We start from the raw sequence: 25,197 nt of genomic DNA, 5'->3' as shown, positions 1-25,197 counted from the left end.
CCGCCCGCCCACCAGAGCCGTGCGCCGCGGAATCGTCCTCCCAGGCGCCGAACGGCCTTGACAGGGAGGTCGGTGACAATGGGGAGCATGCGCATCCTGGTCGTCGAGGACGAAGAACGCCTGGCCGCACGGATCGCCGAGGGTCTGCGTGACCAGGGCATGGCCGTGGACATCTGCCACGACGGCAACGACGCCCTGGAGAAGATCGAGATCAACGGCGTCTACGACGTGCTGGTGCTGGACCGCGACCTGCCCGGCCGCTCCGGCGACGAGGTCTGCCGACAGCTGGTGGGCCGCGACGGCGCGCCGATGATCCTGATGCTGACCGCGCTGTCCGGCACCGACGACCGGGTGGACGGGCTCACCCTGGGCGCCGACGACTACCTCGGCAAGCCCTTCTCCTTCGCCGAGCTCACCCTGCGCATCCAGTCCCTCGGCCGCCGGGGCCGGGCCCACGTCGCCGTACTGACCTGCGGCGACCTCACCATGGACACGCTGCGCCGGACCGTCCACCGGGCCGGTCGGCCGATCGCGCTGACCGCCAAGGAGTTCGCCGTGTTGCAGGTGCTGCTCAGCGCCGGCGGCGCGGTGATCAGCCACGAGCAGCTGCTGGAACGCGCCTGGGACGAGCACGCGGACCCGTTCACCAACACCGTCCGGGTCACCGTCAACCGGCTGCGGCGCAAGCTCGGCGCGCCCGACCTGGTGGAGACCCTGGTCGGCGCGGGCTACCGGATCGTCCCGTGACCGGCGCCCGGCGGCGGGCCGGGCAGCTGCTCCGGCGGGGCGCGCGCTGGCTGCGGCGCCCGCCGCTGGCCATCCGCACCAGGCTGACGCTCACCTTCGCGGCGCTGTTCACCATGGGCGGCAGCGTCCTGGTGCTGGCCCTCACCACCGTCTTCTACCGGGCGATCTTCCGGCCGCTGCCCGCGAACGCGGTCCCCAGCCAGTTGGACCCGGACCACGACCACATCATCGGTCTGAGCGACCAGATCCGCGACGCCGCCGCCTCCCACCTGCTCCGGGTCTCGCTGCTGCTGCTGCTGGTGGTGGTCGCCGTGTCGGCGCTGCTGGGCTGGTGGATCGCCGGGCGGATGCTGCGCCCGATCGCCGCGATCACCGCCGCCGCCCGCCGGGCCACCGACACCACGCTGCACGAACGGCTGAACCTGCCCGGACCGCCGGACGAGCTCAAGCAGCTCGGCGACACCTTCGACGAGATGCTGGAACGCCTGGACGCGGCCTTCGGCGCGCAGCGCCGCTTCGTCGCCAACGCCAGCCACGAACTGCGCACCCCGCTGGCGCTCACCCGCACCGCCGTCGAGGTCACCCTGGCCAAGCCCGCCGCCACCGAGGAGCAGTGGCGGACCATGGCCCAGGACGTGGCGAACTCCACCCAGCACGCGCAGCGGCTGATCGAGGCGCTGCTCACGCTGGCCCGCTCGGAGCAGGGGGTCACCGAGTTCGAGGAGGAGGACCTGGCCGACCTGGCCGCCGAGGCGTTGGACCAGGTCGCCGCCCGGCGCCGGAACCGGGGCCTGCGGCTGGAGGCGGAGCTGGACCCCGCCGTGCTGCGCGGCAACGTCGCGCTGCTCGGCATCGCGGTGGCCAACCTTCTGGAGAACGCGGTCAAGTACAACCGGGACGGCGGCCTGCTGCGGGTGGCCACCCGGCAGGCGGCGGACGACGGCTGGCTGGAGGTGCTGGTCGCCAACGACGGGCCGCCGGTGCCGCCGGAGCAGCTGGACCAGCTGTTCGAGCCGTTCCACCGGGGGCGGCACTCCCGCCGCAGCTCGGGCGAACCGGCCCGGGAGGGCGTCGGCCTCGGCCTGTCGATCGTCCGCGCGGTCGCCCAGGCGCACGGCGGCCGGGTGAGCGCCGCGGCCCGCCCGGACGGCGGCCTGACCGTCGTCCTGCGGCTGCCGGTCGCCCCGGGCGGCTAGGCGCGCCGGTCAGGAACCGGCGCCGGGGAGGGCGGTGCCGCAGTGGCCGCAGAAGCGGGCGGTGGCCTCGGCGGAGACCCGGTCGCAGCCGGGGCAGACCCGGTCCAGCAGGCAGGGCGCGTCGCCGCCCTGCGGGGTGGCCGTGCGGAGGCCCACGGTGCCGCCGTCGAGGCGCTTGATGCCGAGCGCCGGACGCCGCTGGTGGGCGGTGAGGTAGACCAGTCCGTCCGGGCCCGCGTGCAGTGAGCGGCGGGACCCCCGGGGCAGCCAGACCACCGTGCCGGTGCCCAGCGGCTGCCGCTCGACACGGCCCCCCGGATGCCCGACGCCCAGCTCGCCGCCGCCGTCGACGACCATCAGCAGCACGTCCAGGTCGCCCTCGACATGCTCGCCGACCTCGGCCCCGGGCGCGAGCCTGACCAGGTTGGCGTCCAGCTGGCGGCCCGGCTCGGCCAGCCGCCACAGCGCCCCGCCCTGCCCCGCGTCCGCCCGGGCGACCAGCTCGGTCAGCTCCGCCAGTACCCGGGGTGTCTCGCGGGTCGGGGACAAGTGGTGCCTCCTGCTGGGATCGTCCGGTCGGTGGGGCCCGGTCGGTCGCATCGTACAAGCGGGCGCGGCGGACCAGCCGGTCGGTGACCGGGCCGGGCGGGTGGTGCGCGGGCGGGTGGTGGACGGTCAGGTGGTGAGCGGTCGGGTGGTGCGCGGTCAGGTGGTGAGCAGCACGCCCGCGTAGGCCACGCTCGCGATCATCAGCCAGGAGGCCAGGCCCACCAGCAGCGCCTTGCCGCCGGTGCGGACCAGCCGACCGATGTCCACCGCGCTGCCGAGGCCGAACAGCGCCGCCGCCAGCAGCAGGTTGTCCAGCGACTCCACGGTGTCCACCACGTGCGCCGGGACCGCCCCGGTGCTCCGCAGCGCCACCATCGCCAGGAAGCCGACCACGAACAGCGGCACGATCGCGGGCCGCTCGGCGCCCGCCTCGGGCACACCGCCGCGACGACGGCGGGCCACGGCGACCCCGGCCACGATCGGCGCCAGCAGCGCCACCCGCATCAGCTTGACCACCACCGCCTGCGCCAGCGCCACCGGGCCCGCGGTCTGCCCGACCGCCACCACCTGGCCCACGTCGTGCACGCTCGCCCCGGCCCAGCGGCCGAACTGCGGGTCGGTCAGGCCCAGCGGGTGGTGCAGCAGCGGCAGCACCACGATCGCCAGGCTGCCGCACAGGGTGACCAGGGCCACCGCCGTCACCACGTCGTCCTCGTCGCTGTCGGTCACCCCGTTCATCGCCGCGACCGCCGAGGCCCCGCAGATGGAGAAGCCGGTCGCGATCAGCAGCGCCTGGTCTCCGGGCAGGCCCACCTTCCTCCCCAGCCAGCGGGTGCCGAAGAAGGTCGCGGCGACCACCGCGACCACCACCAGCAGCGTCTGCCAGCCCAGGGCCAGCACCTGGCCGAGGGCCAGCTTGAGGCCCAGCAGCACGATGCCGAGCCGCATCAGCCGCTTGGCTGCCAGGTCCAGCCCCGGCCGGGCCGCGCCCGGCAGCAGCCGCAGGTTGCGGGCGACCACGCCCAGCACCACGGCCGCGGTCAGCGTCGCCACGGTCGGCAGCAGCCGGTTGACCTCCCAGGCCAGGGCGACCCCGACGGTGGTCAGCGCCAGCCCGGGCAGCGCCGCGCCCACCGGTCCGTGCCCGGACGGGGCGGTCGCCGGAGCCGCAGCCTTCGCCGGGGCCGTCGCTACAGCCGGGGCCGGGGTGGTGGCCGGTGCGGGGGCGTGGACACGGTGGCGGAGCGCGGAGATCATCACGGCTTCCACGCTGCTCCCACCGGCTGCGCCCCGGTACCCGCCAATAGCCACGCACGTCATAGAGTTTCCCTATGGCCATGGCTTCGCCCGACCCCGCCGACCCCTCCGACGTGCCACGTTCCCCCGGCTCGACCGGTGGCTACCGGCCCGCCCCGGCGCCCCGGCGGCTGCCGGACCTGCACGCGCTGGAGCTGCTGGTCGCCGTCGCGCAGACCGGCAGCCTCGGCCGCGCCGCCGCCCGGCTGGGCATCAGCCAGCCCACCGCCAGCAGCCGGATGCGCACCCTGGAGAAGCGGCTCGGGCTGCCGCTGCTGCAACGGGCCACCACCGGATCGCAGCTCACCGCCGCCGGAGTACTGGTCACCGACTGGGCGAACCGGGTGCTGGAGCAGGCCGACGTGCTGGCCGAGGGCATCGCCGCGCTCAAGTCCCAGCTCCAGGGCGACCTGCGGATCGCCGCCAGCCTCACCCTGGCCGAGCAGCTGCTGCCCGGCTGGCTGATGGCGATGCGCACCCACTACCCGCGGGTCCACGTCGGACTGCGGGTCACCAACAGCCAGCTGGTGATCCAGGCACTGCGGCACGGCGAGGTCGAACTCGGCTTCATCGAGGGCCCCTGGACGCCGACCGACCTCCAGTCGCTGCCGGTCGCCCGGGACCGGCTGGTCGTGGTCACCGCCCCGGACCACCCCTGGACCAGGCGCCGCCGACCCGTCTCCGGCGCCGAACTGGCGGCCACCCAGCTGCTGCTGCGCGAGGCCGGGTCCGGTACCCGGGAGACCCTGGAACGGGCGCTGCGCCCCTGGCACGGCCCGTCGGTGCCGCTGCTGGAGCTCGGCTCGACCGCGCCGCTGCGCAGCGCGGCGGCGGGCGGGGCGGCCCCGGCGGTGCTGTCCGACCTCGCGGTCAGCGAGGACCTGGCCGCCGGGCGGCTGGTGGAGGTCCCGGTGGAGGCCGGTCTCGACCTGACCCGGGTGCTGCGCGCGGTCTGGCCGCTGGAGGCGGAGCTGCCGGAGGCCGCCAAGCACCTGCTCTGGATCGCCCAGGGCGGCCCCGGGCGCTGACGGTCTCCGGCCGCCGCCGCTCAGCCGCCGCCGCTCAGTCGCCGCTCAGCCGCCGCCGCTCAGCCGCCGAGCGTGGACCTGAAGAAGTCCAGCTCCGCCCGCAGCAGCTGGTCGGCGACGCCCGAGCGGGCGAGCTGGTGGCCCACCCCCGGCAGCGGCAGCACCCGGTGCGGGCGGCCCGCCGCCAGCAGCGCCGCCGAGAGCCGCAGCGTGTGCGCCGGGTAGACGTTGTCGTCCGCCAGCCCGTGCACCAGCAGCAGCGGCCGGGAGAGCCGGTGCGCGTGCGGGAGCAGCGAGGACCGCTGGTAGTTCTCCGGCTGGACGTCCGGGTGCCCGAGGAAGCGTTCCTCCCAGAAGCTGTCGTAGAGCCGCCGGTCGGTCGGCGGGGCCCCGGCGACCGCCGCGTGGAAGACGTCCGGCCGCAGCAGTACCGCGCCCGCCGCCAGGTAGCCGCTGAACGACCAGCCGCGGATGCCCACCCGGTCCAGGTCCAGCGCGTCGCACCGCTCGGCCGCCGCGTGCAGCGCGTCGATCTGGTCGGTCAGCACCGGGCCCAGCCGGTCGCCGAGGATGGCGTGCTGCCAGGCGACGCCGCGTCCGGGTGTGCCGCGACCGTCGGTGGCCAGCACCGCGAAGCCCTGCTCGGCGAACCACTGGCAGGCGTCGGTGTACCAGGCCCGGGCGCGGGTGACCAGCTGCATCCCGGGCCCGGCGTACGGGCTGAGCAGCACCGGCAGCCGGTCCGAGCCCGGCCGGTACCAGGACGGCAGGTGCAGCCGGGTGCGCAACTCCCTTACGCCCAGGCTGAGGTGGATCGGCGCCCGGGTGAACCGGGGCCGCTCGGCGAGTACCTCGATCCGCCCGGTCGGCCGCCCGTCGCGGAGCACGGTCACCGCCTGGCCGTCCTCGGTCCGGCTGTCCAGCACCAGCGTGCCGCCGCCGGCGGCGACGGCGTGCACGCCCGGCTCCGAGGTCAGCCGGGTGAACCCGGCGGCCGGGGTGTACGACCAGACGTGGACCTCGGTCGGCTCCTCGCTCGCGGTGAACAGCACCCGTTCGCCCGCCACCGCCGCCACCGCCCGGACCTGGAGCCCGGCCGGGGCGGGCAGCGCGCCGATCCGGATGCTCCAGGCGTCGCCGCGCACATGCGGCAGCACCGGTACCCCGGCGTCGGTGAGCGCCGGGGTACCGGGCGGGACCAGCACCCAGCCGCGCTCGGCCCGGTGCTCGGACAGCGGTTCGCCGCGGCCGGTCGCCGGGTCGATCCGGAGTACCCGCACCGTCCGCTGGTCCCTGGTCTGCACGGCGGCCACCGGACCGGCGGGGCCCCACCCGGCGCCGACCAGGTACTCGAAGGCCGGGGCGTGCCACTCGCCCGCCCCGGCCGTTCCGGTCCGCTCCGGCTCGGTCGCCCGGTCCGGCAGCCCGACCGGGGTGTGCCGCCCGTCGAGGGCGACCAGCCGCAGCGTGGTCTCGGCGTTGGGGGTGCCCGCGGCCGGGTAGCGGACGACCCGCGGCGGCCGGTCCGGGTTGGCCGGGTCGGCGATCCAGCGGCGGTGCACCATCGACTGGTCCACCCGGGTGACCAGCAGCGCGTCGCTCGCGGGCGACCACCAGTAGCCGCGGGCCCGGCCGATCGACTCCCGGGCGGTGAAGTCCGGCAGGCCGTGGCTGACGTCCGGGCCCTCCGGCTCGGCGAGCGGCCGGTCCGCCGTCCCGTCGGCGCGCACCACCCGCAGCGCGCCCGCGCTCAGGTACGCGATCAGCGTCCCGTCGGGGGAGGGGCGCGGGTCGGCGACCGGCGCCGGGACCGGCAGGCGGCGCGGCGCGCCGCCGTCGGTGCGCACCGTCCACAGCGCGCCGTCCACGGTGAAGGCCACCAGCCGGGCCTCCCGGTCGGTGGCGTACCCGCCGACGCCCGCCGCGCTGTCGGCCGGGTCGGCGAGCGGGCGCTCGGCGCCGTCCTGGTACTGCCAGAGCAGGGTGCGCGGGTCGGAGCCGGAGGCGGAGCGCAGGAACAGCACCCGCTCGCCGTCCGGGGAGACGGTGAACTGCTGCGGGACACCGAGCGAGAAGCGCCGGGTGCGGGCGTACTGGAGCGGGAAGTCGTCGGTGTCCATGGTCTCCTGACCTGGTGCCGCGGAGGTGAGCCGACTCGGAGCGAAACCGGCTGAGGACGCGCGAAAGCCCCTAGCGGGAGCGGTGCTCACGCGAGGGGCTTCACTGATGTTCTATCGGTTCTCCCGGCCCCGGGTCCAGCCCTCCCCGCTTGTTGGTACTTCGTGCTGTCCCGTCCGCCCTGCCGTTGGCGTGGCAGTGCAGCTTTGGGTGCCGTCGTCCACGCCGGTTGGCGTCAGCGCTGGCGTCTACCGGCGGAGCTTCACATGTGCCGGCTGTGCTCAGTAGGGGAGCAGGCCGGTCGTGACCAGCTCGAAGTCGAACGGCTCCGGGATGTGGATGGCCTCGCCGAACGCGATGTCCTCCCGGCGGTGGTACTTCGTGCCGTCGGGTCGGCTGAAGAGGGTGACCGCCTTCTCCCTCGCGTCGATCACGAGGTAGAGGGGGATTCTCATGAGCGGGTAGTCCCGTACCTTTCCCACCCAGTCGTTCTCCGGGTTGGACGGTGAGACCAGTTCGACGGCAATCGCAGCGACCTCGGCAGGAACCTGGTTGTCCCTGGTCGTTAGTGCGTCGTCCGGCAGGTACGTCAGGTCGGGATTGCGGCTCTTGCCGACATTGGGCGAGATGAGGTCGGTGTTCTCGCTGGGCAGTAGTCCTGCCGGGGCGTGCGCGTCGAACTGGCGGCGCACCACCAAGAGATTCCGTTGGTGGATACCCGAGGGGCTGACCATCATGACGATGGTGTCGCCGGAGAGTTCGACTTTGAACCCGTCTGGCAGGCTCCTGCGAGCCTCTTCAAGGATCGCGAAGTGCTCGGGGTTCATGCGCGGTGCCCTTCCGGGTGAGTCAGCTGATGCCTCCAGCCTAGTCGGGCGAGTCCGTTGGCCGGGTCTTTCACTCCGTGTCAGGTTCAGCTGAGAAGTGCACGGATCGGTCCCGGTCAGCCGGCGCGGCAGCTGACTGTGAACGATGTCTGTCTCGGGCTCGGCAGATTCCATCATCGGGGTTCGGGGGCCCCGCTAGGGTCGCAGCGATGAGCGAGTACCAGTACTACGGGTTCCTGGCGATCGACCGACCGCTGACCTGCGACGAGCAGGAGCAACTGCGGGCGCTGTCCACCCGGGCCCGGATCACCGCGACCAGCTTCACCAACGAATATCAGTGGGGCAACTTCCGCGGTGATCCGAGGCGGATGGTGGAGCGGTACTACGACGCTCACCTCTACCTGACCAACTGGGGCACCCGTCAGGTGATCCTGCGCGTGCCCAAGGGGCCGCTCACGCTGCGGGCATTGGAGCCGTACTGCGTCGACGAGTGCGTCGTGGCATGGACGACCAAGACCCACCTCGTTCTGGATCTGCGCAGCGAGGACGAGGGCGCGGACTGGGAGGAGGGCGCCGAGGACTCGCTCGGTGCCATCGCCGGGGTGCGGGCCGAGTTGGGGGGCATCGTGTCTGGTCAAGGCTGGTGGCCAGGGTCGGGGTCGAACCGGCGACCTTCCGCTTTCCAGGCCAAGCCGGGGCATCGAGATGTCCCGGCTTCGTTCCCTCTGACGTTCGTGGACAGCCGCAGTCGGACGCGTTCGTCCGGGGCGGTTGGCGTCAGCGCTGGCGTCAACCGCGCATCCTTGGTCGGCTCAGCCTGGTGGGGCCGGGCGCGGTGCCGACGTTAGGCCGCGTGGGGTGTGAAGACCACGCTGGAGGTGTCCCCGTCGAGGGCGATGTTGAGTGAGGCATCGAGCGCCTTGGCGAGGCGTGCCAGCAAGGGGAGGGTGGGAACGGTGCCGCCGAGTTCCAGCTTGGAGATCTGAGGCTGGCTCATGGATGCTCTCCTGGCGAGTTCCGTCTGAGAGATCCCCAGTTCTGCCCGCCGGTCGTGGACTGCCTGTCCCAGGTCGAAGGCCATGCGGATCTCCGCTCGCGCGGCCTCGATCTCTGGCGGTTCTGTGTAGCCCTCGGTGGTCTTCCGCTCTTGGGCCAGCTTCCAGCGTGCGTGGTTCATCGGTTCTCTCCCAGAGTGGGGGTGCGAGTGAACTCGTCGTGTGCGGCCTCGTGCTCGGCCCGGCAGGTCTTCTGGGCCTGCTTCGCCCGTTCCACCTCGGTGCTCTCCCGCATCTTCGTCTTGCGGAAGACGGTCAGCAGAACGATTCTTCGTTCGGGCGCCAGCCAGTAGGTAACCCGGACGGCGTTGCCGTCGTGGCCGAGTGCGAACCGCAGCTCACGGAGCCCGTCGCCGAGGTGTCGCGAGTACGGCTCGCCCAGAAGCCGCTCGGCGGCATGCTCCGCATGGAGGTAGTCGCGGTCGCCGAGGGTTTCAGCCACTGCCGGACCTCCGGTTCGATCTCGATGACCCCTTGCCTACTCATATATCGGAGCATATATACACTCGGATGTCTATCGAGACTGCCTGTCGAGGGAACTGCTTGAACGAGGGATGGGTCGAACATGGGTGCAGTAGGCATGGCTCTGAAGCCGTACGTGGTGACCGTCCGCCGCACCGTTGGCGTCAAACGGCACGAAAATGCCCCCGAAGCGGGCTGCTTCGAGGGCATCGTGCGTGGTCAAGGCTGGTGGCCAGGGCCGGGGTCGAACCGGCGACCTTCCGCTTTTCAGGCGGACGCTCGTACCAACTGAGCTACCTGGCCGAAACTCCCCCCGAAGGGGGGTACAGCGACCTCGACGGGACTTGAACCCGCGACCTCCACCTTGACAGGGTGGCGAGCTAACCAACTGCTCCACGAGGCCTCGTACAGGCGAACCTGCACGCGGTTTAATGCGTACCCCCAACGGGATTCGAACCCGTGCTACCGCCTTGAAAGGGCGGCGTCCTGGGCCACTAGACGATGAGGGCGGGTGGCCCTCCCGGCTTCCTTGCGGCCGTCGGGGACGTTCAGAAGCATATGGGATGGAGCCGGGTATCGCCAAAATGGATTCCACCGGCGCGCGGGTGTCGGTCCGGAGGGCCCCTGAGGAGCGACGTGCTGGAGATGACCAGGGAGCGGTTCGAGGAGCTGGTCGGTGAGGCGCTGGACGGGATCCCGACCGAGCTGACCCGGCTGATGGACAACGTGGTGATCTTCGTCGAGGACGAGTGCCCGCCGGGCGGGCCGGAGCTGTTCGGGCTGTACGAGGGGACGCCGCTGACCGAGCGCGGTGAGTGGTACGCCGGGGTGCTGCCGGACCGGATCACCGTCTACCGCAACCCCGCGCTGCGCGCCTGCCGCACCGCCGAGGAGGTGGTCCGGCAGGTGCGGGTGACCGTGGTGCACGAGATCGGGCACCACTTCGGGATCTCCGACGCGCGGCTGCACGAGCTCGGCTACGGCTGACCCGCCGCGAGGCGGCTGCCGTGTCCTGCCGCCCCCCGTCGGCGTTGAGGACTGCGGGGGGCTGTAGCCGACGGCCGCCGAGCCGAGGGAAGCGGGGCCGCGAGGGTGGGTACAGGTGATTCCCGGGTGCGCCGGGTGGTCGGGGTGGTCGCCCTCGCGGTGCTGGGCGCGGGCGTGCTGACGGGCTGTATGGAGGTCGGCGGCAGCGTCCCGGCCGCGCCCGGGGCGCGGCTGCCGCAGGACCGGCCCAGCCTGGGCCATGTGCCGGGGGACCAGGTGCAGGCGCGGGCGGGCACCCGGCGCCGGGACGGCGACCCCTCGGCGTCGGCCTCGGCCGGTCCCGGCGCCTCGGCCGGGGCCGACCAGGACCTGGCGGTGGGCACCCCCTCGCCGACCGCGACGGTCGGCCGCCCCGGCGGCGCGGCGGCGAGCGCGGGCAGCACCGAGGGCGGCCCCGCCGGGGGTTCCGGTGGCGGCGTCAAGGGCGGTGGCTCGGGCGGGAGTTCGGGCGGCGGGGCGGGGACGCCCACGGCCACCGCCAGCGTCCAGCCGACACCCCCGCCGCCACCGCCGCCGAGCGCGCCGCCGACGACCCAGCCGCCGTCCTCGTCACCGAGCGTGTCCGCCTCGGCCGGACCGACCCCCTAGGAGGCCCCTGCGAAGATCCGCGGAAGATACCCGGAAGGTCGCTGGAGGTCGCTGGAGGTTCCGGTCGTGGGGGCGGGAATACCCGGGAGGGGGGCACTGTTGGAACTGGCAGACGGTCCCGTCGGGACAGCCTGCCGCACCTCCGAGCTGGAATGGGCCAGCCGGGTGATTTGCGTAGCGGATCACCGGTAGGCTATCTTGGTAGATCGTTGTTGTTTCATTTGCCCGGCGCCGCCGCTTGATCAGAACAAAGGCGCCCTGGCGCGTTCCGTGCACTCCGTGGCTGGCCGCATTGAGGCGGTTGTAGGTGAACCCCGCGGACTTGGCGCGTGCCAACACCCGGAAGGTTCTTCATGTCTCTCGTTGACGACGACCGCTTCGCCATGCCCGAAAACGGCGCCGAAGCCTCTGCCGCCGCCACGGTCAGCACCACCCAGTCCGACGCCACCGACACCATCACCGACGCCGTCGCCGCCACCGACCTCCCGGACCTCCCGGACGAGGTCGTCGAGGCGGACGAGCCCGTCGAGCCGGCCGAGCCGAAGGTCACGTTCAGTGACCTCGGACTGCACCCGGACCTCGTCCGCACCCTCGCCAAGAAGGGTGTCACCGAGCCGTTCCCGATCCAGGCCGCGACCATCCCGGACGCGCTGGCGGGCAAGGACGTCCTCGGCCGCGGCCGTACCGGCTCCGGCAAGACGCTGAGCTTCGGCCTCCCGCTGCTCACCCGCCTCGGCGGCAGCCGCAGCCAGGCCAAGCGCCCGCGCGGCCTGATCCTGGTCCCGACCCGCGAGCTGGCCATGCAGGTCGCCGACGCGCTGGAGCCGTACGGCTCGGTGCTCGGCCTGCGGCTCAAGGTCGTCTGCGGCGGTACCTCGATGTCCAACCAGATCTACGCGCTGGAGCGCGGCGTGGACGTGCTGGTGGCCACCCCCGGCCGACTGCGCGACCTGATCGACCGCAGCGCCTGCAACCTGGACGCCACCGAGGTCATCGTCCTGGACGAGGCCGACCAGATGGCCGACATGGGCTTCATGCCCGAGGTCACCGAGATCCTCGACCAGGTGCCGGCCGGCGGCCAGCGGATGCTCTTCTCCGCCACGCTGGAGAACGAGATCGACACCCTGGTCAAGCGCTACCTGAAGAACCCGGTGACGCACGAGGTCGACCCCTCGGCCGGTGCGGTCACCACCATGACCCACCACGTCCTGGTCGTGAAGCCCAAGGACAAGGCGCCGGTCACCAACGCCATCTCCGCCCGCAAGGGCAAGACGATCATCTTCGTGCGCACCCAGATGGGCTGCGACCGGGTCGCCGAGCAGCTGCGCGACGCCGGGGTGCTGGCCGACGCGCTGCACGGCGGCATGACCCAGGGCGCCCGCACCCGGACGCTGGCCGACTTCAAGGAGGGCTACGTCAACGTCCTCGTCGCCACGGACGTCGCCGCGCGCGGCATCCACGTCGACGACGTCGACCTGGTCCTGAACGTCGACCCGGCCGGTGACCACAAGGACTACCTGCACCGCTCCGGCCGTACCGCCCGCGCGGGCCGCTCCGGCACCGTGGTCACGCTGATCCTGCCGCACCAGCGCCGGTCGGTCTTCCGCCTGCTGGAGGACGCCGGGGTCGAGGCCACCCGCCACATCGTGGACGGCGCCTTCGACGCCGACATGGTGAAGATCACCGGTGCCCGCTCGCTCAGCGAGGTCCAGGCCGAGTCGGTCGCCACCCAGGCCAAGCAGGCCGAGCGGGACGTGGTGGAGCTCACCCGCGAGCTGGAGCGCGCCACCAAGCACGCCGCCGACCTGCGTCAGGACGCCGACCGGCTGGCCGCACGGGCCGCCCGCGAGCGGGCCGCGCTGGGCATCGAGGACGACGCCCCGGCGGCCGACGCCACTGACGCCGAGACCGGTACCGAGGCCGCGGCCGAGGTCAGCGTCCCGGCCCAGGCCGGCCCGGTGGCCGACGACGAGCGCGGCGGCCGGGAGCGGGGCGGCTTCGAGCGCCGCGACGACCGGTTCGAGCGTCGCGACGACCGCGGCGGCCGTTCCTACGGCGACCGTGACAACCGCTCCTCCGGTGGCTTCCAGCGCCGCGACGACCGCGGTTCGGAGCGCAGCGGCGGCTTCGAGCGCCGTGACGACCGTGGCGGCAGCCGCTCCTTCGGCGGCGACCGTGAAAGCCGCTCCTCCGGTGGCTTCCAGCGCCGGGACGAGCGTTCCTCGGGCGGGTTCCAGCGCCGGGACGACCGTGGCGGCGAGCGCCGCGACGACCGCGGCTCGGAGCGCAGCGGCGGCTTCCAGCGCCGTGACGACCGTGGCGGCAGCCGCCCCTTCGGCGGCGACCGTGACGGCCGCTCCTCCGGCGGCTACCAGGGCGGCCGCAGCGGCGGCAGCTTCGGTGAGCGCAGCGGGCGCCCGTCGACCCCGTACCAGAGCCGGGACGACCGTGGCGGCAGCAGCCGTTCCTTCGGTGACCGGCCCGCGTCCGGCGGCAGCAGCCGTCCGGCGTACGGGCGGCGCGACGACCACCGTCCGGCCGCCGGCGGGCGTCCGACCGGCGGGTTCCAGCGTCGGGACGACCGTGGCGGCAGCAGCTTCGGCGGTTCCGCCGCCGCGGACCGCAAGCCGCGCTGGAAGAACTGACCCAGCGACATGAACGAAGGGCCGCCGCCCCCACCCGGTTCACCGGGCCGGGGGCGGCGGCCCTTCGGCGTTCCCGGCCCGGGTTCAGCGGCCCGGGTTCAGCGGGGGCGGGCCAGGGGGGAGGGGATCAGCGAACCGGCCACCGCCTTGTTGACGGCGTCCATCCGGGAGGCCGCGTCCAGCTTCAGGTAGATGTTCTGCAGGTGGCGTTTGACCGTGGCCTCGCTGATGCCCAGGCCGCTCGCTATCTGCCGGTTGCTGTGCGCCCGGGCGACCAGCGACAGCAGTTCGCGCTCGCGCTGGGAGAGCCGTCCGGGCCTGGCCGCGCGCTCCGCCGGAGCGTACGAGAGCAGCACCCGCGCCTCGTCCTCCACCACCTCGCGGATCACCGAGACCAGCCGTCGGCGGCCGACGCCCTTGCTCAGGTAGCCGTTGACGCCCAGGGTCAGCAACTCCTGGGCGTAGCCCGGGTCGTCGTACATGCTCAGGATGACGATGCGGGGACGCGGCCGCAGGTCGAGCAGCCGTCGGACGGTCACCGAGGCGGGCGGTCCGGGCATCTCCAGGTCGAGCAGGACCAGGTCCGGAGCCAGCCGGGCGGCCTCCGCCAGGGCGGTGGCGCCGTCGCCCGCCTCGGCCACCACCGAGAGGTCCGGCTCGGCCTCCAACGACTCGCGCAGTGTCTCCCGGAGGATGGCGTGGTCGTCGGCGAGCAGCAGGGTGATCGCGGGCCGGGGTGGTGCGGTCATCGGCGGGCGCGGCGCCCGGTGGGCGCGGGCAGGACCAGCTCGACCCGGGTCCCGTGGTGCGGGCTGCTGTCGACGGTGACCGTGCCGCCGACGCTCTCGGCGCGCTCGCGCATGGCGGTCAGGCCGTAGCGGGCGGATCGGCCGGTGGTGGCCGGGAAGCCGGTGCCGTCGTCGCGGACGCCGGCGCGCAGCTCGCCGTGGCTGAAGCGGGCGTCCACCCAGGCCTGCGACGCCCCGGCGTGGGCGAGCACGTTGCGCAGCGCCTCACGGATGATCAGGAAGCCCTCCTGGCGCAGGGCCGGGTCGGTGCCGCGTTCGTCCCCGGTGACCCGGATGTGCACGTCCAGGCCGACCGGGTCGGCCGCGCGGAGGAAGCCCTGGATCTCCCGGCGCAGTGAGGGCGGTGCGGGCGGGGAGCCGGGTCGGTCACCCAGGTCGGTGATCAGCGAGCGGGCGTCCCGGATCGCCTGGTCCACCCCCTCCCGGGCGCGCCGGGCGTGGGAGCGGGCGGCGGCGGGGTCGCTTTCGCCGGTGAGCTCGGCCAGTTCCAGGAACCGCAGGGTCAGCGCCAGGGTGGCGCCCAGCTGGTCGTGGATCTCCCGGGCCAGCCGACGGCGTTCGCTGCGGGCGGCGGCCTCCCAGAGCAGCTGCTCCCGGCGGCGGTGGCCGGGGCGGCCGCGGCGGTGCTCCGGCTGTGGTCGGCCCGGGCGGGCCGGGGCCGGGCCGGGGGCGTCGAGGTCGGCGGAGCTCTGCATGGACGTACTCCTGACCTTCGAGGCCGCGCTGCTCACGCGGCGAGACTAGTCGCGAGGCCAATAAAAGTCAAACCACCCGGTTTTTTTATTCTCGAAACGTCCTGCCTGGTTTCTAAATTACGCTAAGATCCTCAAGCCTCGGTACGGCCGCGTCCTCGGCTACCCTGCCAGCAGCCAGGAGTATCAATGGCCCAGCAAGGCCGCGCCGCCCTCACGCGGCGGCGCCTCATACAGTCAGCCGCGCAGAGCTTCGACACGCACGGGTTCCGCGACGCCGGACTCGCCGAGATCAGCGGCGCGGCCGGGGTCAGCAACGGTGCGCTGCACTTCCACTTCGACACCAAGGAAGCCCTCGCGGCGGCGGTCGAGGACGAGGCGATGCAGGCGCTGGCGCGGCTCTGGGAGCCGGTCGGCGGGGACCTCCCGGCGCTCCCGTCGTTGCAGCAACTCATCGACAGCACACACGCGCTGGCTGCGCTGCTGCGTGAGGACGTGGTGGTCAGGGCGGCTTTCCGGATGCGCTACGAGGGCACCTCGGGGATCGGCCGGGCGGATCCCCGGGCGGCCTGGGAGGCCTTCGTCGCGGCCCGTCTGGACGGGGCCGCGGCGGAGCGGACGCTGGCCGAGGGGGTGCCGCCGAAGGACGCCGCGCAGACCATCACGGCGACTACGGCGGGCTTCGAGATCCTGGGCCGGACCGATCCGATCTGGCTCTCCGAGGACGCGCTGCTGGCGTTCTGGCGGCTGCTGCTGCCCCGCCTGGCGGCCCCGGAGGCCCTGGCCCGGTACCCGTTCGACCCGGCCGGCTCGGCGCGAAAATAACAGCACCACCGGTTTGTTTGTCGGTCGGCGACCTGGGGAAAACAGACCACGCGTGCTGTTAGTGCGCGCGGGTCAGTGGGCGGCCGGGACCGGATCGCCGAAGGCGTGCGCGTGGTCGCGGGCCCAGGCCCGGAAGCTGCCCGGAGCGCGTCCGGTGAGCCGGGCGACGGTTCCGGTCACCAGCGCCTTGCCGCCGTCCCGCTGGCGGGCGGCACTGGCCAGCAGCGCCTCGGCCAGCTCCGGCGGGTAGCGCCGGAGCAGCCCCTGCCGGGCCTGTTCCTCGGTCAGTTCCTCGAACCGCAGCGGTCGGCCGAGCACCTGCGCGAGCATCCCGACCTGCTGCGCCGGGCTCACCGGCTCCGGCCCGGTGAGCGCGTAGGTCCGACCCTCGTGTCCGGGCTCGGTGAGGGCCCGCACCGCCACTCGGGCCACGTCCCGGGGGTCGACGCAGGCGTGCGGAGCGGTGCCGTGCAGCGCCCGGACCACGGACGCGGTGCGCACCGAGTCGGCCCAGCGGAGCGCGTTGGACATGAACGCCCGCGGCCGCAGCAGGGTCCAGCACAGTCCCGAGGCGCGCACCCGCTGCTCGCTGTCCCGCTGCCAGCGGGTGATCAGGTCGTCCGCCTCCGGGTCGCTCACCGCGAGTGCGGAGAGCTTCACCAGCTGCCGCACCCCGGCCGCGCGGGCCGCGTCGATCAGGGCCTGGTCCTGCTCCGGGCGGTTCGGGTCGCAGGTGACCTGGAACACCGCGCGGACTCCGGCCATCGCCGCCGCCAAGCTGCGCCGGTCGTCGTAGTCGCCCGGGACGACCTGCAGCCCGGGGCGTCCGCTGATCGTCCCGGCCCGGGCCGGGTCCCGCAGCAGTACCCGGGCGGGTTGCCCGGGTGGCAGCAGCCCGATCACCTCGCGGCCCACCGTGCCGCTCGCCCCCGTCACCAACAGCATGCGCGCCTCCGTTTCGGGGGTGTCGCCCGCGGCACCCCGCTCCGGCTCCCCCCGCCCCGGGTGGAGCGGGAACGGGCCTTCTGGTCGGTTTATTTTTGCCATGCAACCGACAGGAAAGCCAGCCCGGGACCAGGGAGCGGCGCGTCGGCGCCGGGTCAGACGGTGGCCGGCTCCACCGCTTCGGCCTCCTCGGCCTGGCCGAACCGGGTCAGGATCCGCTGGCCGCGGTCCGGCGCGGTGTCCAGCCGGGAGAGGATCCCCGGCACCGCGACGCTCGGCAGGATGTGGTCCAGGAACACCGACAGGCGGCGGCCCAGGTCGGTCCGGTCGGACATGGTCTGCGACATCAGCTGGATCCCGGCGAAGGCGCCGACGATCAGCTCGGCGGTGTCCACCGGCGACACGTGCGGCAGCAGCTCGCCCTGCGCCCGGGCCGCCTCCAGTATGCCGACGGCGACCTCGGTCCAGGCCACATAGGGTCCGCTCTGGGTGCCGAGGCTGCGTGCGCCCTGCTCAACGGTGAGCCGGATGCTGCCGCGGAGCAGCGGGTCGTCGTTCAGCCGGGCGCCCACGCCCATGGCCATGTCCACCAGCTCCTGGAGCTTGAGCGCCTGCGGGGCCACCGCGATCAGTCGCGCCTGCTCGTCCAGGACGCCCCGGGCCAGCTCCTCCTTGGAGCGGAAGTGGAAGTACAGCGCGCCCTTCGTCACCTGCGCGCGCGCCAGGATGTCGCTGATGGTGGACGCCTCGTAGCCCTGTTCGTCGAAGACCTCGCCGGCCGCTCGCAGGATGATCTTGCGCGTCCGAATCGCACGTTCCTGCTTCGCCATAGGGCCGCTCCTCCGGCGCGACGTGCGCCGTCGCGCCCTCCTGAGTCCTCCACGTGATGACTTTCGTGGCAAGATTCTGAACTCACTAGATTTAAAACCGGTTGGTCCGTATCTTATCAGCGAACAGGCGCCCATACACCCTTCTGAGCCGCGCCGTCCCCGGGGGAGTCCATCCATGTCCGACCTCTTGATATCCGCTGTGTCCCCGCGCCGGTCACGCGCCCTGGCCCATCCGGCCACGGCGGTCTCCGACGCGCCGCTGACCCGCACGGTTCCAAAGGAGTTCGTGCATCGTGCCGCAGTCGCCGAGGTGCTGCTGACCGGCTGGGAGCGGGTCGACGACGTGCTGTTCCGGATGTCCGCCCAGTGGCCCCGCGGCCACAGCTTCTTCTCCTCGCTGCCCACCGGGCACCACGACCCGATGCTGGCCGCCGAGACCATCCGCCAGGCCGGCACCATGCTCGCGCACGCCGAGTTCGGGGTGCCGCTGGACAGCCACTTCATGATGAGCGACCTGCACTTCACGGTCGTGCCCGAGCACACCCTGGTCGGCGGCGCCCCGGCCGACCTGGACCTGGAGGTCTCCTGCACCGAGGTCCGCCCGCGCGGCCGGAGCATCGCCGGGATGCGCATCGGCGTGGTCATCCGCCGCGACGGCGGGCTGGTCGCGCGCGGCGGCGGGCAGCTGGTCTGCATCTCGCCCAGCGCCTACGACCGGGTGCGCGGCGCGCACCGGGCACCGGGTCCGGTGGCCGTGGTGGCGCCGGTGGCCGCCGAGAGCGTGGGCCGCCGGTCCGCCTTCGACGTGGTGCTGGGCGCCACCGACCAGCCGCACCGCTGGCGGCTGCGGGCCGACACCAGCCACCCGGTGCTGTTCGACCACCCGGTCGACCACGCCCCGGGGATGCTGCTGCTGGAGGCGGCCCGCCAGGCGACGCACCTGTTCACCCCGCGCCGGGGCTCCGTCCCGGTGTCGATCACCAGCAGCTTCCAGCGCTACGTCGAACTCGACCGCCCCTGCTGGATCGAGGCCGGTCCGGTGGTCTCCCGGGGGGACGGCCACACCACCGTGTCCGTCCTCGGCCGCCAGGACGACCAGCAGGTGTTCAGCTGCATCGTCGAGGCGCTGCCGGTGCACGCGGGCTGAGCGCCCGCGGGGGCCCGGCGGAGCGCGGACGGAAGGCGAGCGGGAGGAAGACAGTGGTGATGGCGCCGACGACCGGCCCCGGCCGGATCCGGATCCTGGCCGCGGACGACCACGGGCTGCTGCGTGCGGCGCTGTGCGAACTGCTGTGCCGGGAGCCGGATCTGACGGTCGTGGCGCAGGCGGCGGACGGCGCCGCCGCGGTGGCGCTGGCCGCCGAGCACCGCCCGGACGTGGTGCTGCTGGACGTCGAGATGCCGGGCCCGGGACCGGTCGCCACCGTCGAACGGCTGCGCCAGGTCAGCCCGCTGGCCCGGATCATCGTCCTGACCATGCACGGTGACCTGCGGCTGATGGAGTCGATGCTGGGCGCGGGGGTGACCGGCTACCTGCACAAGGACGCCTCCCGGGAGGTGCTGCTCTCCAGCATCCGGGGCGCGGTGGCCGGGCTGACCACGGTGCACCTGCGACGCGAGCCCGGGGAGCAGCCCGCGCCGGGCCCGGGCGGCGGGCTCACCCCGCGCGAGCACGAGATCATGACCTACGTGGCCGACGCGCTGAGCAACCGGCAGATCGGCAACCGGCTGTCGATCGCCGAGGGCACGGTGAAACGCCACCTCGGCAACATCTTCGAGAAACTCGGGGCCAGTTCCCGGATCGACGCGGTCAATAAGCTGTTCGGCCAGAGCTCGTACGCCATCGGCACGCCGGATGTAGGCCATGGCGCGGAGCGGCATCCGCCATTGGGGGAGGACGAATAGGCCGCGGCGGCTGATCTTTCGAACGGCGCGTGGGAACAGGATTGAGCTCGTCAAGGGGACGCCGGAACAGCCCGGCGGACCGACCCGAAAGTCCTGGAGGACACCATGTCTGACTCTTCCCGCCCCCGCCTGCGTGAGCTCATCCAGCGCGCCATCACCGACGACGCCTTCGCGGCGCGGTTCCTGGACGAGCCGGCCGCGGTCGCCGCCGAGTACAGCCTGACCGAGGAGCAGGTCGAGAAGATCCGCGAGCTCGCCGCCCAGGGCCTGTTCCAGGCCGAGGTCGAGGCCCACGGCGCCACCCCGGCGTACTACTAAGCCGCGACCGCTACCGCCATCCAGCCTCGGCGAGTTCCCGGTCACCCGGTCGTGAGGGAGCGGGTCAGCGCCAGGTCGCGGGCCAACGCGACCGCGACCCGCTCCACCGACCGGTCCGGCCCCGCCAGGCGGTTGCAGTGCAGATGTACCAGCGATCGGGCGACCGGTCCGGGCTCCGCCCCGGCCACGCGCAGTCGCGATCGGTAGGCCGACAGCGCCGTGAGCCAGTCGTGCGCAGCGGACTGTGCCCCCCGGCCGTGAGACGTCACGGTTGCGGGGGGCCACCCCGCGTCCCCGGCCTGCCCGCGCAGTACCGGGCGCAGCCGCGCGAACGCGCGCCGCTCCGCCGTGTCCAGCCGTGGCTCGGGCAGCTCCGCCACCGCCTGCTCGGAGCCGAGCAGTACCGTCAGCAGCCGGAGTACCCCGGGGACCACCGCCTGCCGGGGATCCCGCGCTGTCGCCAGCAGGTCGAGGGCCAGCCGGGAGTCGGCCCCGAAGAAGCGTTCCGCTGCCGCCAGGCAGCCGCCGCCGCCGTAGCGCGCCCGTTCCGGCCGGTAGGCAGTCAGCGTGAGATCCCTGATCAGACCGGCCGACCGGAGCGCCTCGGCCCAGCCGTGCAGGGCCGGGAGCAGTACCGGATGCAGCCGTTCCGGCCGTCCGTGGAAGCGCAGCCGCAGCTGCGGCACCCCGGCGTCGTCCGCCGCCCGGACGAAGAACCACCGGTCCACCCCGGCCCGCTCGACCGCCGCCCGCAGGGCCTCGTCGGCCAGCTCGGCCAGCACCCGGTCGTGCAGTTCGGCGGGCGCGCTGAGCGCCGCGCACAGCCAGCGGCCCCCGGGGAGGTGCACCTCGTCCGGGACCTCCGCCGCCGGTACCGCCGGTGCCACCGGTACCGCTTGTCGCGGGACCGGGCGCAGCGGGAGGACGAACTCGGCCGTGTGCGGTCCGTGCGGGCCGCGCGGCCAGCCGGTCGCGCGCCAGGCCGCGACGCCGCCGGGGGGTTCGGTCACCGCGACCGTGTCCCGGCCCCGGCAGGCGCGGCGCAGCAGCGCCAGGTGCACCGGGTCGTCGAGGTCCAGCGGTAGCCGCTGGTCGCCGCGCCCGGCCAGCACCGTCTCCGGCAGCCGCCACGCCTCCCGCCAGCGGTCCACCCCGTGCCGCCACCGCCGGTCGGTGGCGTCCTCGGCGAGGAGCAGCAGCTCCGCCGGGACCAGCCAGCGGGCCGGGGCCAGTACCGCCCGGCCGAGGCTGACCCGGGGGAGCCACGGCAGGGCCTCGGCCGCGCCCCAGTCCCAGGCCCGCCAGGGCGTCCGGCCGGCGCGTCCCAGCGCCAGCAGCAGCTGGGCGGGGCCGCTGGTCCGCCGGGGGTCCAGGGTGGCGCAGCCGACCGGCCGGACCTCGCGTCCGAGCCGTCGCGAACGCAGCGTCAGCCCGCCACGGGTGGCGGTCAGCAGCAGGTCGTCCAGGGCGAGGTCGCGGTCGGTGGGCCGGGGCGGGTGGTCGGTCAGGTCGATCCGGTAGTCGGTCCAGCCGGTCTCGGCGAGCAGCTGCCAGGCCCGGGGATCCGGCGGGTGCGACACCACCTCGGCGGTCACCGGGCCGGTGCCCTCGCCGGTGTCGGTACCGGTGCCGGACGGCAGCGGGTCGCCGCCGGGGCGGCCGAGGACGGCGGACAGCCGGCCGGTGACCGAACCGGCCGGTCCCGGGCCGGTGTGCGCGCCGAGGACCACCAGGAACTCGCCCCGGTCGAGCTCCGCCGCACCGGCGGTGACCACCTCGGCGTAGACGTCGGCGGACGGCGGTTCGGCGTGCTGGCCGGAGAGTTCCGCGAGCCGGGTCCGCCGCCGCCGGTCCAGCCGCAGCTCCGCCCGGCCGTCGGCGAGCGCGGCCAGGGCCAGGTCGGAGAGGAACCGGTCGCGTTCCGCCGGGACCGGCTCGGGTGCCGCCGGCCGGGCGCGGTGCAGGCCGAGCGAGCGCACCGGGTCCAGCAGCTCCGGCAGCGGGACCGGGCGGTCGGCGCCGTAGCGCTCCAGCATCGCCAGGTGCAGCCCGGCCAGGGTGCGGTCGGGACGCGGCGGGGCGCAGCGCCAGGCCGCCGACGCGGCCCGCTCGACCTCGGTGACCACCGGTCGGGGCAGCCGCAGCGTGGTGTCCAGCAGGGTGTCGGCGGTCAGCGCGGCCTGCGGCCGGTGCACCGCCGCGAGTCGGGCCCGCAGCGTACGCAACCGACCGGCGGTGGGCGGCGCTTGGCGGCTGCGGCCCGGTTCGTGGCCCGGCTCGCGTTCCAGCTCGTGGCCCGGTTCGCTGCCCAGCTCGTGGCGGAGTTCGGCCAGCGGGGCGGCCAAGGGGTGGCCGGTGAGGCGTGCCAGCAGGTGGCCGAGGGGGTCGGCGCTGCCGGGCGGCGGTCGCAGGTCGCCGCTGAGGAAGCCGGAGTCGAGCAGCTCGTCCAGCTGCCGGGCCCGCTGCTCGCGGTCGGCGCCGGGGGCGGCGGCGCAGAGCAGGTCGAGCAGCGCGGACCGGCCGATGCCCCGGCGTCCGCCGCTCCCGGACGCCAGCGCCAGTACCGCGTCCACCAGCGGCGTCCGGCGCAGTGTCCGCTGGAGCTGCCAGCGGCCCGGGCCGCCGCCGGTCGGGACCGGCAGCGCGTACCCGCTGCCGTGGCGGTGCAGTGACCGGGCGGTGGCCAGGCGGACGTCGGCCCCGGGGGTGGCGGCGGCGAGGGCGGCCTGCCAGCCGGGGGCGGGGCGCAGCAGCGCGCGGTGCCGGTCGCCGAGCGCGCCCTGCGCGGCCGCGCCGGTGCGGACCAGCGCGGTCCCGGCGAAGAGCCCGAAGGGGGTGGCCCGGTGGCGGGCGCGCAGCAGGTAGCCGGTGAGCGCGAGCACCGCGCGGCGGCGGTCGGCCGCCGCGCCCGGGTCCCGGCCCGGGTCGAGTCCGGCGGCCAGGGCCGGGGCGGCGAGTTCCAGCGCCGCCGCCAGGGTCGGCTGCTCGCGGAAGGTCCGCCGCAGGTCGTCGAGGAGCGCGGGGTCGTCGGCCGGGCGGCTGCCGTCGCCGTAGCGGGTCGGCTGGGCCCGGGGCAGCAGCGCGGCGCGCAGCACCACCGGCTCCGCGCAGACGTACCCGGCGGGCCGCCCGGCGCGGGACGGCTCGGCGCGGGACGGTTCAGACCGGGACGGCACCGGCTGCCGCTTCGACCGGTTGCCGCGCGGCGAACACCCGCAGCGGGGACGGCATCACGAACGGCTGGCGGCGGCCGCCGGTCGGCGCGGCGGCCGGGTCCACGGTCAGCGCGTGCACGCCGACCAGCCGTTCCAGCAGGTCCTCCGGTTCGGTGGCGCCCTGGTCCGGGCCCCAGACCGTGGCCAGCCGGGCCAGCGCCAGCCGCTCGGCCGGTCCGAGCACCCGCAGGTAGCGGTCGAAGCAGTCGCGGACCGACAGGTCGCCGACGACCAGTTCGTCCAGCAGCCGTCCCTCGTCCTCCAGCCGGTCGGCGAACCGCTCCAGCGGCAGGTGGCCGAGACCGGCCAGCCGGGCCCCGGCGATCCGCACCGCGAGCGGCAGCAGGCCGCAGGCCCGGACGATCCGCCGGGCGGCGGACGGCGCCCGGTCCACCCGGTCCGCGCCGACGATGCGGCGGAGCAGCCGCAGCGCCTCCGCCTCGGTGAACAGGCCGATCGGGAAGTGGCCGAAGGCCTCCAGGCCGCCCAGGTGGCGGCAGCTGGTGAGGATCACCGAGCAGCCGCCCCCGCCCGGCAGCAGCGGCCTGACCTGGGCCTCGTCGGCGACGCCGTCCAGCACCAGCAGCAGCCGCAGGCCCAGCAGCCGACTGCGCAGCAGCGTGCTGCGGTCCTGGCCGCCGCCGGACCGGGGCGGGCCGGGGAGCGGGCCGAGGCGGCCGAGCAGGTCGTCCAGCAGCTCCTCGGTGCGGCGCGGTCGGCCCTGGGCGTCCCGCAGGTGCAGCAGGATCTGGCCGTCGCGGAACCGCCCGGCGAGCGCGTGGGCGGCCTGCAGGGCGAGGGTGGAGGTGCCCGCGCCCGGGGGGCCGCTGATCGCGGCGAACCGTCCCGGGTGGGCGTAGCCGGGGCCGGGCTCGCCGAAGAAGGCCAGCAGCCGGTCGACGGTGTCCTGACGGCCGGTGAAGTCGTCCACCGCGCGCGGGAGTCCGGTGGCGGGGGGCGCGGCCTGCGGACCGCGCGGCTCGGCCGCCCCGGCCGGGCGGTCGCCGGTCGGCGCAAGGACGGGCGCGGGGACGGGCGCCGGGACGGGCTGCGGTGGGCGGCCGGACAGGTGGGCGACCACCTCCGCCTCGGCCGGGGGCGCCGACCGCTGCGCGGGCAGCACCGGCGCGGCGGTCGGCGGCGGTGTCGGCGCGGGGGCGTTCAGTGCCGGATGCCCGGACAGGATGTGCTGGTAGAGCCCCTGGAGCGCGGGGCTGGGCCGCAACCCGAGCTCGACCGCCAGCAGCTGCCGGAGGTTGTCGTACTCGGCCAGCGCCTCGGCCTGGCGTCCGGCGCGGTAGAGCGCGGTCAGCTGCTGGCTGCGCAGCCGCTCCCGCAGCGGGTGCGCCTGGACCAGCTCCTCGGCCGCCTCCAGCACGTCGGTGTGGTTGCCCAGCGCCAACTCGGCCTCGAACCAGTCCTCGTGGGCGGCGAGTCGGCGTTCGTCCAGCCGGGCGGCCTCGGCCCGCAGCGCGGGGGAGGCGAGCAGGTCGACCAGCGCCGGGCCGCGCCACAGGCCGAGCGCCTGCCGGGTGTACTCGGCCGCGCTCAGGTGGTCGTTGCGGCGCAGCGCGAGGCGTCCGGCCCGGGACAGGTCCTCGAACCGCAGCGCGTCCACCTCGGCGGTGCCGACCAGCAGCTGGTAGCCGGGCGGCCGGTGCCGGATCCGGTCCTGGCGGCCGTCCTCGGACAGCAGCTTGCGCAGGTGCGAGATGTAGACCTGGATGTTCTTGTGCGCGGTGCGCGGCGGCCCCTCCCACCACAGGGTGTCGATGAGCTGGTCCATCAGCACCACGCCGTTGGCACGGCAGAGCAGCATGGCCAGCAGCAGCCGCTGCTTGAACGGGCCCACGTCCAGCTCGGCCGGAGGGCCGTCCTGGCCGTCCGTCCGGAGTTCCGCCGACAGCGGGCCAAGAATGGAGAATGAGATGTGCATGGATCGGCCGTCCCCCCGGTTCGGGCCGGCGTCGTTGAATTGCACGGGCCGGCTGGCATAACCCAGAGGAAACCTATTTTCAGGGAATGGCCCCGTCAACGCGCCGATAGTCGCAGGGGCCTGCTCCTTCCGGCTCTCGACCTACGACTTTGGTGACAGTCGGG

Annotated in this window: 22 protein-coding genes, 3 tRNA genes and 1 pseudogene; 11 read left to right on the top strand and 15 right to left on the bottom strand. The window is 74.3% G+C overall.

The window, feature by feature from the left end; translation table 11 throughout:
• Window positions 1-87 precede the first annotated feature (87 nt).
• Complete coding sequence (locus tag GXP74_RS38575) at window positions 88-747, top strand: response regulator transcription factor (protein ID WP_182455833.1); 660 nt, start codon at window positions 88-90, stop codon at window positions 745-747.
• A complete protein-coding gene (locus GXP74_RS38570; RefSeq protein WP_182455832.1) occupies window positions 744-1,943 on the top strand; it encodes a cell wall metabolism sensor histidine kinase WalK in 1,200 nt (399 codons plus the stop codon). Before GXP74_RS38575 ends, GXP74_RS38570 begins: the two co-directional genes overlap by 4 nt.
• Before the next feature lie 9 nt (window positions 1,944-1,952).
• Here the strand turns inward: GXP74_RS38570 and GXP74_RS38565 are convergent, their stop codons facing one another.
• Both GXP74_RS38565 and GXP74_RS38560 read right to left on the bottom strand, forming a co-directional pair.
• Window positions 1,953-2,492 carry a cupin domain-containing protein gene (locus GXP74_RS38565; protein WP_182455831.1) on the bottom strand — a complete coding sequence of 180 codons (540 nt, stop codon included), beginning with the start codon at window positions 2,490-2,492 and terminating at the stop codon, window positions 1,953-1,955.
• 156 nt (window positions 2,493-2,648) lie between these two features.
• Entirely contained in the window at window positions 2,649-3,749 is a 1,101-nt protein-coding gene (locus GXP74_RS38560; RefSeq protein ID WP_182455830.1) for a YeiH family protein, read from the bottom strand.
• Window positions 3,750-3,829: 80 nt separating this feature from the next.
• Here GXP74_RS38560 and GXP74_RS38555 point away from each other — a divergent pair, with 80 nt between their 5' ends.
• Window positions 3,830-4,816 (top strand): LysR substrate-binding domain-containing protein, encoded by a 987-nt coding sequence (locus tag GXP74_RS38555; protein ID WP_182455829.1) that lies wholly within the window; start codon window positions 3,830-3,832, stop codon window positions 4,814-4,816.
• Between the two features lie 59 nt (window positions 4,817-4,875).
• Here GXP74_RS38555 and GXP74_RS38550 read toward each other — a convergent pair whose 3' ends face one another.
• Window positions 4,876-6,936, bottom strand: coding sequence for a prolyl oligopeptidase family serine peptidase (locus GXP74_RS38550; protein WP_182455828.1), 2,061 nt, complete (start codon window positions 6,934-6,936; stop codon window positions 4,876-4,878).
• A 279-nt stretch (window positions 6,937-7,215) separates the two neighbouring features.
• Window positions 7,216-7,761: a Uma2 family endonuclease gene (locus tag GXP74_RS38545; RefSeq protein ID WP_182455827.1), complete on the bottom strand. Its 546-nt coding sequence runs from the start codon at window positions 7,759-7,761 to the stop codon at window positions 7,216-7,218.
• Window positions 7,762-7,970: 209 nt separating this feature from the next.
• On the opposite strand from GXP74_RS38545, the gene GXP74_RS38540 reads away from it, so the two are divergent.
• A complete protein-coding gene (locus GXP74_RS38540; protein ID WP_182455826.1) occupies window positions 7,971-8,609 on the top strand; it encodes a hypothetical protein in 639 nt (212 codons plus the stop codon).
• Here the strand turns inward: GXP74_RS38540 and GXP74_RS38535 are convergent.
• The 5 genes and pseudogenes from GXP74_RS38535 to GXP74_RS38515 all read right to left on the bottom strand — a co-directional run bounded on the left by GXP74_RS38535 (window position 8,606) and on the right by GXP74_RS38515 (window position 9,787).
• Entirely contained in the window at window positions 8,606-8,842 is a 237-nt protein-coding gene (locus GXP74_RS38535) for a helix-turn-helix transcriptional regulator (RefSeq protein WP_370468584.1), read from the bottom strand. The genes GXP74_RS38540 and GXP74_RS38535 overlap by 4 nt on opposite strands.
• 92 nt (window positions 8,843-8,934) lie before the next feature.
• Window positions 8,935-9,302 (bottom strand): annotated as a pseudogene (locus GXP74_RS38530) (type II toxin-antitoxin system RelE/ParE family toxin).
• A gap of 202 nt (window positions 9,303-9,504) precedes the next feature.
• A tRNA-Phe gene (locus tag GXP74_RS38525) sits at window positions 9,505-9,581 on the bottom strand.
• Between the two features lie 26 nt (window positions 9,582-9,607).
• Window positions 9,608-9,681, bottom strand: a tRNA-Asp gene (locus GXP74_RS38520).
• Window positions 9,682-9,714: 33 nt separating this feature from the next.
• A tRNA-Glu gene (locus tag GXP74_RS38515) sits at window positions 9,715-9,787 on the bottom strand.
• Between the two features lie 127 nt (window positions 9,788-9,914).
• On the opposite strand from GXP74_RS38515, the gene GXP74_RS38510 reads away from it, so the two are divergent.
• The 3 genes from GXP74_RS38510 (at window position 9,915) to GXP74_RS38500 (ending at window position 13,558) form a co-directional block, all read left to right on the top strand.
• A complete protein-coding gene (locus GXP74_RS38510) occupies window positions 9,915-10,265 on the top strand; it encodes a metallopeptidase family protein (protein WP_182455824.1) in 351 nt (116 codons plus the stop codon).
• Window positions 10,266-10,370: 105 nt separating this feature from the next.
• Entirely contained in the window at window positions 10,371-10,913 is a 543-nt protein-coding gene (locus GXP74_RS38505; RefSeq protein ID WP_182455823.1) for a hypothetical protein, read from the top strand.
• Between the two features lie 353 nt (window positions 10,914-11,266).
• Window positions 11,267-13,558, top strand: coding sequence for a DEAD/DEAH box helicase (locus tag GXP74_RS38500; RefSeq protein WP_182455822.1), 2,292 nt, complete (start codon window positions 11,267-11,269; stop codon window positions 13,556-13,558).
• Between the two features lie 98 nt (window positions 13,559-13,656).
• Here GXP74_RS38500 and GXP74_RS38495 read toward each other — a convergent pair whose 3' ends face one another.
• Together GXP74_RS38495 and GXP74_RS38490 are read right to left on the bottom strand one after the other, a co-directional pair.
• Entirely contained in the window at window positions 13,657-14,307 is a 651-nt protein-coding gene (locus GXP74_RS38495) for a response regulator transcription factor (protein WP_182455821.1), read from the bottom strand.
• On the bottom strand, window positions 14,304-15,062 hold the full coding sequence (locus tag GXP74_RS38490; protein ID WP_182455820.1) for a sensor histidine kinase: 759 nt from the start codon (window positions 15,060-15,062) through the stop codon (window positions 14,304-14,306). The genes GXP74_RS38495 and GXP74_RS38490 overlap by 4 nt, the downstream gene beginning before the upstream one ends.
• A gap of 186 nt (window positions 15,063-15,248) precedes the next feature.
• Between GXP74_RS38490 and GXP74_RS38485 the strand changes: the two genes are divergently transcribed.
• Window positions 15,249-15,884 (top strand): ScbR family autoregulator-binding transcription factor, encoded by a 636-nt coding sequence (locus tag GXP74_RS38485; RefSeq protein ID WP_182455819.1) that lies wholly within the window; start codon window positions 15,249-15,251, stop codon window positions 15,882-15,884.
• Between the two features lie 72 nt (window positions 15,885-15,956).
• On the opposite strand, the gene GXP74_RS38480 is transcribed toward GXP74_RS38485, so the two are convergent.
• Together GXP74_RS38480 and GXP74_RS38475 are read right to left on the bottom strand one after the other, a co-directional pair.
• Window positions 15,957-16,829: an NAD(P)H-binding protein gene (locus GXP74_RS38480; RefSeq protein ID WP_182455818.1), complete on the bottom strand. Its 873-nt coding sequence runs from the start codon at window positions 16,827-16,829 to the stop codon at window positions 15,957-15,959.
• 155 nt (window positions 16,830-16,984) lie between these two features.
• Entirely contained in the window at window positions 16,985-17,659 is a 675-nt protein-coding gene (locus tag GXP74_RS38475) for a ScbR family autoregulator-binding transcription factor (RefSeq protein ID WP_182455817.1), read from the bottom strand.
• Between the two features lie 175 nt (window positions 17,660-17,834).
• Here GXP74_RS38475 and GXP74_RS38470 point away from each other — a divergent pair, with 175 nt between their 5' ends.
• The 3 genes from GXP74_RS38470 to GXP74_RS38460 all read left to right on the top strand — a co-directional run bounded on the left by GXP74_RS38470 (window position 17,835) and on the right by GXP74_RS38460 (window position 19,882).
• Entirely contained in the window at window positions 17,835-18,806 is a 972-nt protein-coding gene (locus GXP74_RS38470) for a ScbA/BarX family gamma-butyrolactone biosynthesis protein (RefSeq protein WP_182455816.1), read from the top strand.
• A 59-nt stretch (window positions 18,807-18,865) separates the two neighbouring features.
• The gene (locus tag GXP74_RS38465; RefSeq protein WP_182455815.1) at window positions 18,866-19,564 is read left to right on the top strand and encodes a response regulator transcription factor; all 699 of its coding nucleotides are present in this window, start codon (window positions 18,866-18,868) and stop codon (window positions 19,562-19,564) included.
• Window positions 19,565-19,669: 105 nt separating this feature from the next.
• Complete coding sequence (locus GXP74_RS38460) at window positions 19,670-19,882, top strand: Os1348 family NHLP clan protein (RefSeq protein WP_182455814.1); 213 nt, start codon at window positions 19,670-19,672, stop codon at window positions 19,880-19,882.
• Window positions 19,883-19,923: 41 nt separating this feature from the next.
• Here the strand turns inward: GXP74_RS38460 and GXP74_RS38455 are convergent, their stop codons facing one another.
• Together GXP74_RS38455 and GXP74_RS38450 are read right to left on the bottom strand one after the other, a co-directional pair.
• Window positions 19,924-23,058 (bottom strand): lantibiotic dehydratase, encoded by a 3,135-nt coding sequence (locus GXP74_RS38455; protein WP_182455813.1) that lies wholly within the window; start codon window positions 23,056-23,058, stop codon window positions 19,924-19,926.
• Window positions 23,042-25,033, bottom strand: coding sequence for an AfsR/SARP family transcriptional regulator (locus GXP74_RS38450; protein ID WP_182455812.1), 1,992 nt, complete (start codon window positions 25,031-25,033; stop codon window positions 23,042-23,044). Before GXP74_RS38450 ends, GXP74_RS38455 begins: the two co-directional genes overlap by 17 nt.
• Window positions 25,034-25,197: the final 164 nt, after the last annotated feature.

The sequence above is a fragment of the Streptacidiphilus sp. P02-A3a genome (genome assembly GCF_014084105.1).
GTDB lineage: Bacteria > Actinomycetota > Actinomycetes > Streptomycetales > Streptomycetaceae > Streptacidiphilus.
The sequence above is the reverse complement of the archived record's forward strand: the minus strand, read 5'-3'. Positions and strand labels throughout refer to the sequence as shown.

Excerpts from the sequence above, each read along its gene's own strand:
- GXP74_RS38555 (WP_182455829.1), top strand. The coding sequence starts at position 3,830 with ATGGCTTCGCCCGACCCCGCCGACCCCTCCGACGTGCCACGTTCCCCC.
- GXP74_RS38550 (WP_182455828.1), bottom strand. The coding sequence starts at position 6,936 with ATGGACACCGACGACTTCCCGCTCCAGTACGCCCGCACCCGGCGCTTC.
- GXP74_RS38495 (WP_182455821.1), bottom strand. The coding sequence starts at position 14,307 with ATGACCGCACCACCCCGGCCCGCGATCACCCTGCTGCTCGCCGACGAC.
- GXP74_RS38575 (WP_182455833.1), top strand. The coding sequence starts at position 88 with ATGCGCATCCTGGTCGTCGAGGACGAAGAACGCCTGGCCGCACGGATC.
- GXP74_RS38490 (WP_182455820.1), bottom strand. The coding sequence starts at position 15,062 with ATGCAGAGCTCCGCCGACCTCGACGCCCCCGGCCCGGCCCCGGCCCGC.
- GXP74_RS38465 (WP_182455815.1), top strand. The coding sequence starts at position 18,866 with ATGGCGCCGACGACCGGCCCCGGCCGGATCCGGATCCTGGCCGCGGAC.
- GXP74_RS38460 (WP_182455814.1), top strand. The coding sequence starts at position 19,670 with ATGTCTGACTCTTCCCGCCCCCGCCTGCGTGAGCTCATCCAGCGCGCC.
- GXP74_RS38500 (WP_182455822.1), top strand. The coding sequence starts at position 11,267 with ATGTCTCTCGTTGACGACGACCGCTTCGCCATGCCCGAAAACGGCGCC.
- GXP74_RS38470 (WP_182455816.1), top strand. The coding sequence starts at position 17,835 with ATGTCCGACCTCTTGATATCCGCTGTGTCCCCGCGCCGGTCACGCGCC.
- GXP74_RS38560 (WP_182455830.1), bottom strand. The coding sequence starts at position 3,749 with ATGATCTCCGCGCTCCGCCACCGTGTCCACGCCCCCGCACCGGCCACC.
- GXP74_RS38540 (WP_182455826.1), top strand. The coding sequence starts at position 7,971 with ATGAGCGAGTACCAGTACTACGGGTTCCTGGCGATCGACCGACCGCTG.
- GXP74_RS38545 (WP_182455827.1), bottom strand. The coding sequence starts at position 7,761 with ATGAACCCCGAGCACTTCGCGATCCTTGAAGAGGCTCGCAGGAGCCTG.
- GXP74_RS38450 (WP_182455812.1), bottom strand. The coding sequence starts at position 25,033 with ATGCACATCTCATTCTCCATTCTTGGCCCGCTGTCGGCGGAACTCCGG.
- GXP74_RS38475 (WP_182455817.1), bottom strand. The coding sequence starts at position 17,659 with ATGGCGAAGCAGGAACGTGCGATTCGGACGCGCAAGATCATCCTGCGA.
- GXP74_RS38535 (WP_370468584.1), bottom strand. The coding sequence starts at position 8,842 with ATGGCCTTCGACCTGGGACAGGCAGTCCACGACCGGCGGGCAGAACTG.
- GXP74_RS38480 (WP_182455818.1), bottom strand. The coding sequence starts at position 16,829 with ATGCTGTTGGTGACGGGGGCGAGCGGCACGGTGGGCCGCGAGGTGATC.
- GXP74_RS38485 (WP_182455819.1), top strand. The coding sequence starts at position 15,249 with ATGGCCCAGCAAGGCCGCGCCGCCCTCACGCGGCGGCGCCTCATACAG.